At 49.2% G+C, this 5,030-nt stretch carries 6 protein-coding genes and 2 pseudogenes; all 8 read left to right on the forward strand.

The genetic code is table 11. The annotated features are described in order from the left end of the window. Nucleotides 1–1,335, forward strand: a 1,335-nt coding sequence (locus ACIQYF_RS23510; RefSeq protein WP_402866639.1) for an RHS repeat-associated core domain-containing protein, incomplete at its 5' end; no start/stop codon positions are given. Further along, nucleotides 1,332–1,733, forward strand: a complete 402-nt coding sequence (locus ACIQYF_RS23515; RefSeq protein ID WP_402866642.1) for a hypothetical protein — start codon at nt 1,332–1,334, stop codon at nt 1,731–1,733. The genes ACIQYF_RS23510 and ACIQYF_RS23515, both read left to right, overlap by 4 nt. A gap of 160 nt (nt 1,734–1,893) precedes the next feature. Further along, nucleotides 1,894–2,253: a hypothetical protein gene (locus ACIQYF_RS23520; RefSeq protein ID WP_402866645.1), complete on the forward strand. Its 360-nt coding sequence runs from the start codon at nt 1,894–1,896 to the stop codon at nt 2,251–2,253. Between the two features lie 274 nt (nt 2,254–2,527). Beyond that, on the forward strand, nt 2,528–2,611 hold the full coding sequence (locus tag ACIQYF_RS23525; RefSeq protein ID WP_402866654.1) for a hypothetical protein: 84 nt from the start codon (nt 2,528–2,530) through the stop codon (nt 2,609–2,611). Between the two features lie 107 nt (nt 2,612–2,718). Then, nucleotides 2,719–2,979, forward strand: a pseudogene (locus ACIQYF_RS23530) (RHS repeat-associated core domain-containing protein); the annotation flags it as partial. Between the two features lie 406 nt (nt 2,980–3,385). Beyond that, nucleotides 3,386–3,976, forward strand: a complete 591-nt coding sequence (locus ACIQYF_RS23535) for a hypothetical protein (protein ID WP_402866648.1) — start codon at nt 3,386–3,388, stop codon at nt 3,974–3,976. A gap of 157 nt (nt 3,977–4,133) precedes the next feature. Further along, complete coding sequence (locus ACIQYF_RS23540) at nt 4,134–4,397, forward strand: PAAR domain-containing protein (protein WP_402866651.1); 264 nt, start codon at nt 4,134–4,136, stop codon at nt 4,395–4,397. A 95-nt stretch (nt 4,398–4,492) separates the two neighbouring features. Then, nucleotides 4,493–4,936, forward strand: a pseudogene (locus tag ACIQYF_RS23545) (hypothetical protein); the annotation flags it as partial. Nucleotides 4,937–5,030 lie beyond the last annotated feature (94 nt).

Here is a 5,030-nt window from a genome sequence, read left to right on the forward strand (position 1 = left end):
CTCAGCGCCACCAGCCGCCTGGGCGAAGAAACCTTCGCCTTCGACCCGGCGGGCAACCTGCTCAACGAAAAACAGCAACAGCCACAAAGACCGCTGGAGCAAGACCCCAAACGCAGCACACTCATGGACAACCTGCTGCGCGAATACGTGGGCACCCACTACGAATACGACGAACGCGGCAACCAGACCAAACGCCTGCACAACGGTCGATTGAGCCAACTGCAATGGGACCTGTTTGACCGCCTGGTGGCCTTCAACGATGACCGCCTGAGCGTGGACTACTTCTACGACGCCCTTGGCCGTCGTATCGCCAAACACTCAGAAGCGCACTACCGCAACAACCCCCAAGCCGGATCGGGTTGGAACATCAACCAACACGCCCGCAAACAACGCGAACTGCGCTGCGACCACACTTTATACGGCTGGGACGGCGACACCCTGGCATGGGAAAACTCCCCGCCGCTGCTCGAGACCGACACCGGCCGCACCGTTCACTACCTCTACGAACCCGGCACCTTCGTGCCCGTGGCCCAGGCCCTGCGGCACGGCAACATCCGCCTGCTCAAACAGCCCGACTACAGCGGCGACTACAGCCAAAAAACCGACCCGCTGTGGACCTACAAACCCGTCGCACCGAAAATCGACGTATTGAGTTGGTACCACTGCGACCACCTCGGCACCCCGCAGGAAATGACCGACCAGAACGGTCAAATCGTCTGGAGCGCAGACTACAAAGCCTGGGGTGAAATCCTTGAACACCGTTCGGACACGGCCAAACAACAAAGCCTGAACAACCCGATCAGGTTTCAAGGCCAATACCACGACCACGAGACAGGGCTGCACTACAACCGCTATCGGTACTATGATCCAAGGGTGGGACGGTTCATCAGCAAAGACCCGATTGGGTATGCGGGTGGGTTGAACCTGTTTGCGTATGCGCCAAATCCAGTGGGGTGGGTTGATCCGCTGGGGCTTGTAAAATCTCCGAGTAGCACAGACAGAAAGCCAAAATCGAGCAAACCCAACCAAAATGCTGAGTGTCCATGTAGAAAAAAATGGGTAGTCGAACGATTTGATCGAATATGTGAAGGAAATCTCAATGGAACAACGGTTAAATACTTAAGAGATCCTAAAACCGAATTATGGTGGTCTACTGACACTGAAGGGCATGGCGGTTCAGCATGGAAAATAATGGCTCAAGAGCGCAATGATCTTGTTCATCGACGGGACGCTGATATCTATGGCGATTTCATGGACAAGCATAAAGGTGACACTGGAAAAATAATGCCTATGAAAAACATGAAATGCCGTGATGGAAAGGGGATAAGGAAATGATTAGTAGCGCTGAAGAATTTAAACTCTGTGTAGAAAGCGATAATGAGAATGAACGTATCAAAGCCTATGATTCAGCTTCTGAAGAAGTATGGGTAGAAATATTGTGCAAATATCCGGAGCTATCCCGAAAAGTTGCTTTTAATAGCACCATTTCGGCAACTATCTTAGAGTTACTAAGTCAGAGCGATGACGAGGAGGTACGCTGGGATATAGCAATGAAAAGAAGCTTAAATCGCCTTACTTTTGAACGCTTAGCAAACGATAATAATCCTAGCGTACGACACAGAATCGCCTGCAACACAAAAACCCCTCAAGATATTCTCGCCAAGCTTTCACTAGACGAGGACAAAATGATATCTGAAGCAGCAAAAAAAAGACTGAAGCATCCTTATAGCTAATGGAAATAAACGCCACTTCATGAGCAAAAATAAATAAATATACTTACAAGTAGCAACGACTTCGGTTGCAAATGTGCTTGGAAAGAAAAGCAGCAGCGATATTCATGGGGCTAACAAGCCTCCCTGCTCAACTTGCAATCCACTCTTAAGTAAATTTGATATGAGCCTACTAGACGGATGCAATAAAAATGGACAAGTCAGAAATATTTTAAAAATTCAAAAATTTACCCATCCAAGATGTTCAGCTATACGGGGCATTCTGCCTCAGAGCATATTGCTCAGAAAAAGGACTTTCACACCCTTCCATCTTCTAACTACTTACCACCTAGAAGAAATGGACACGGCCATAAATCTACTCGAATGGGATAGGAAAGGGACTTTATTGGAGTTGAATGGGAGGGGTGATGACATACCAGTAAACCTAGAAGATATATTAGCCAAAAAAAAGACTAGCGACTTCACAGCCCTTGTTGACTCTGTGATTGAAATAGGCACAGTGGGTTTGTATGGAGAAAAATAACATCCCATTACCATCATTCAGCACATAATTTATCAACAAGCAAAAAACTTCAGCCACCCCAAAAAAAGAATGATGCAATCCAGAAAATTTTCGAGTTACGAACATCATCCTACGTAAGCTCCATAGAAAAAAAATTCATGAGAAGGAAGAGAGGAGTTGTTACTGACAACCATCCCCAACACCCTCCTCAATTGCAAACCGATAGCAGGTAAAGGCAACTTGGTAATGTACTCCTTCGATTGTTGAGGGTAGTAGCACGTATTCCGTCAACAGCATTCCGGTGGCACTCGTCGCCATGAAGACTACCTGCGGAGGTAGCCTGATCGCGAATGGCTACCAGGCATTGGCTCACCGCTAACCACACAACTCATCGCTCTTTAACAACCCAACATCACCGACATTGGACAATGTGTCGCCCATGTCAGCGTACTTGTTGAACCGCGACACCAGAACGGCCAAATTGTCTGGAGCGCAGACTACAAAGCCTGGAGTGAAATCCTTGAACACCGTTCGGACACGACCAAACAGCAAGGCCTGAGCAACCCGATCAGGTTTCAAGGCCAATACCACGACCACGAGACAGGGCTGCACTACAACCGCTATCGGTACTATGATCCGAGGGTGGGACGGTTCATCAGCAAAGACCCGATTGGGTATGCGGGTGGGTTGAACCTGTTTGCGTATGCGCCGAATCCAGTGGGGTGGGTTGATCCGCTGGGGTTGGCGCGGAAGTGCCAATTAGGCACATATGGGAGCCTTACGGGAAAGGCGAATACCGGCGATGATCTTGATGCCCATGAGTTAGTACGCAACGATGCACTAGAACAAATGGGGTTAACCTCTCAAGGAGTCCGTAATAAATCTAATCCATCAATTGCTATACCACGCAGTATGCACACGGATGTCCACAGGAATGAAAATGCCTTGGCACTCCTACATTTGAATGTAGGCCGCGACGAGTTTCAATTTGGACCGAATGGGTTACCCTCCAAACGTCAGATGGACGTATGGCAAGGAGCCCTAAGAACTTCAGGTCTATCCGCGTCACGCGCGAGAGAGCTCCGTAAAGAAGCTAAAAACTTCCTCGCTTCTTGCCCATGCCCATGCCCATGCAAATAACAGAGCCCATAAAATGTTTAATGAGATAATTTTTGTAGATGAAACACTCAGTAACACTGAACCCTACCTTGGAGGGAATCCTTACCTGCCGACTACTATTGTTTGGCCTACAGATTCGGAAGGCAGGCCGCTACTGCACCTTGCCACGTTCCCAGCAGCCTTTATCAATAAATATGTACCGATAAATTTGGAGACTCAGTTAGTAGTTTCAATTTTTACACCCTACTCAAAAACATCTGACACCTATATTGAAACAAGTATGACTGAAGGCGGAAAAGTCATTGCATATAGGCCCGCCATAAAGCAATTTAGCGGATACAAAGATTCAATTATCTCTCCAAAAAAAATAATTTCTATTGAAAATTCTAGAGAAGACAGCGACGAAAATGGCCTTGCTAAAATCGGAGGGATCCCATCATGGTTACAAGACGATGAGAGCTCAGAAAGTTTAAGCTACATTCTCCAGATCAATAATTCTCGCTTAAACAAGGCTTATCCTGATCACAAAAGCATACTCATTGGGGGGATTGGCTATTTACTGCTTAAAAAAAATATACTGAAAGAAGACCTTTCTGCTGGGAAATTCTTAATTCAAACCAGTTAACGAAACTCTGAAAAAGCCCATTCTACTAGAAACCATCATTCTGGAAGCCGCGTATTACCTGAGATTTTTTTAGAGATGTGGCTTTTTCAGAACATCCCTAAAAATAGCTCAGCCAGTATTAATAACTACCCTCAGCAATCAGAAAGTGCATTGTAATATGAAGTCAATAGTCCGCCTCGACGACACCACCGACCACGATGGCGTTGTCATTAAATCCATCCCACACACCAACCTCAACGGCAAGCCAATGGCGGGCAAAGGCAACTTGGTGAAATGCCCCCTGTGCAAGGGAGCATTCCCGATTGTCGAAGGCAGTAGCACCTATTCCGTCAACGGTATTCCGGTGGCGCTGGACGGCATGAAGACCGCCTGCGGTGCCAGCCTGATCGCCAGTGGCTCACGCGCATCGGTTCACCGCTGAACCCACACACCACCGTTCTTTAACAACCCAACATCACCCGCATTGGCCTCGCGTCGCCGATGCCCGCGAAACAACCCAATCACAACAGCAGCACCACCTTCGCCTTCGACCCGGCGGGCAACTTGCTCAACGAAAAACAGCAACAGCCACAAAGGCCGCTGGAGCAAGACCCCAAACGCCTGCACAACGGTCGATTGAGTCAACTGCAATGGGACCTGTTTGACCGCCTGGTGGCCTTCAACGACGACCGCTTGCGCGTGGACTACTTCTACAACGCCCTTGGCCGTCGTATCGCCAAACACTCAGAAGCGCACTACCGCAACAACCCCCAAGCCGGATCGGGTTGGAACATCAACCAACACGCCCGCAAACAACGCGAACTGGGCTGCGACCACACTTTATACGGCTGGGACGGCGACACCCTGGCATGGGAAAACTCCCCGCCGCTGCTCGAGACCGACACTGGCCGCACCGTTCACTACCTCTACGAACCCGGCACCTTCGTGCCCGTGGGCCAAGCCCTGCGGCACGGCAACATCGTAAGCGCTCCATAAACCCCACCCGACTCAAGATGGGCGGTGCGCTCAGCTAGGCGATGCGGGTGAGCAATTCCACGGCAGCAAGGCTTCGTAA

The organism is Pseudomonas sp. NPDC096917 (genome assembly GCF_044762555.1).
GTDB lineage: Bacteria > Pseudomonadota > Gammaproteobacteria > Pseudomonadales > Pseudomonadaceae > Aquipseudomonas.

What these genes read in the sequence shown, in the direction of transcription:
- ACIQYF_RS23540 (WP_402866651.1), top strand. Translation starts at nt 4,134, where the DNA reads ATGAAGTCAATAGTCCGCCTCGACGACACCACCGACCACGATGGCGTT.
- ACIQYF_RS23515 (WP_402866642.1), top strand. Translation starts at nt 1,332, where the DNA reads ATGATTAGTAGCGCTGAAGAATTTAAACTCTGTGTAGAAAGCGATAAT.
- ACIQYF_RS23535 (WP_402866648.1), top strand. Translation starts at nt 3,386, where the DNA reads ATGTTTAATGAGATAATTTTTGTAGATGAAACACTCAGTAACACTGAA.
- ACIQYF_RS23520 (WP_402866645.1), top strand. Translation starts at nt 1,894, where the DNA reads ATGAGCCTACTAGACGGATGCAATAAAAATGGACAAGTCAGAAATATT.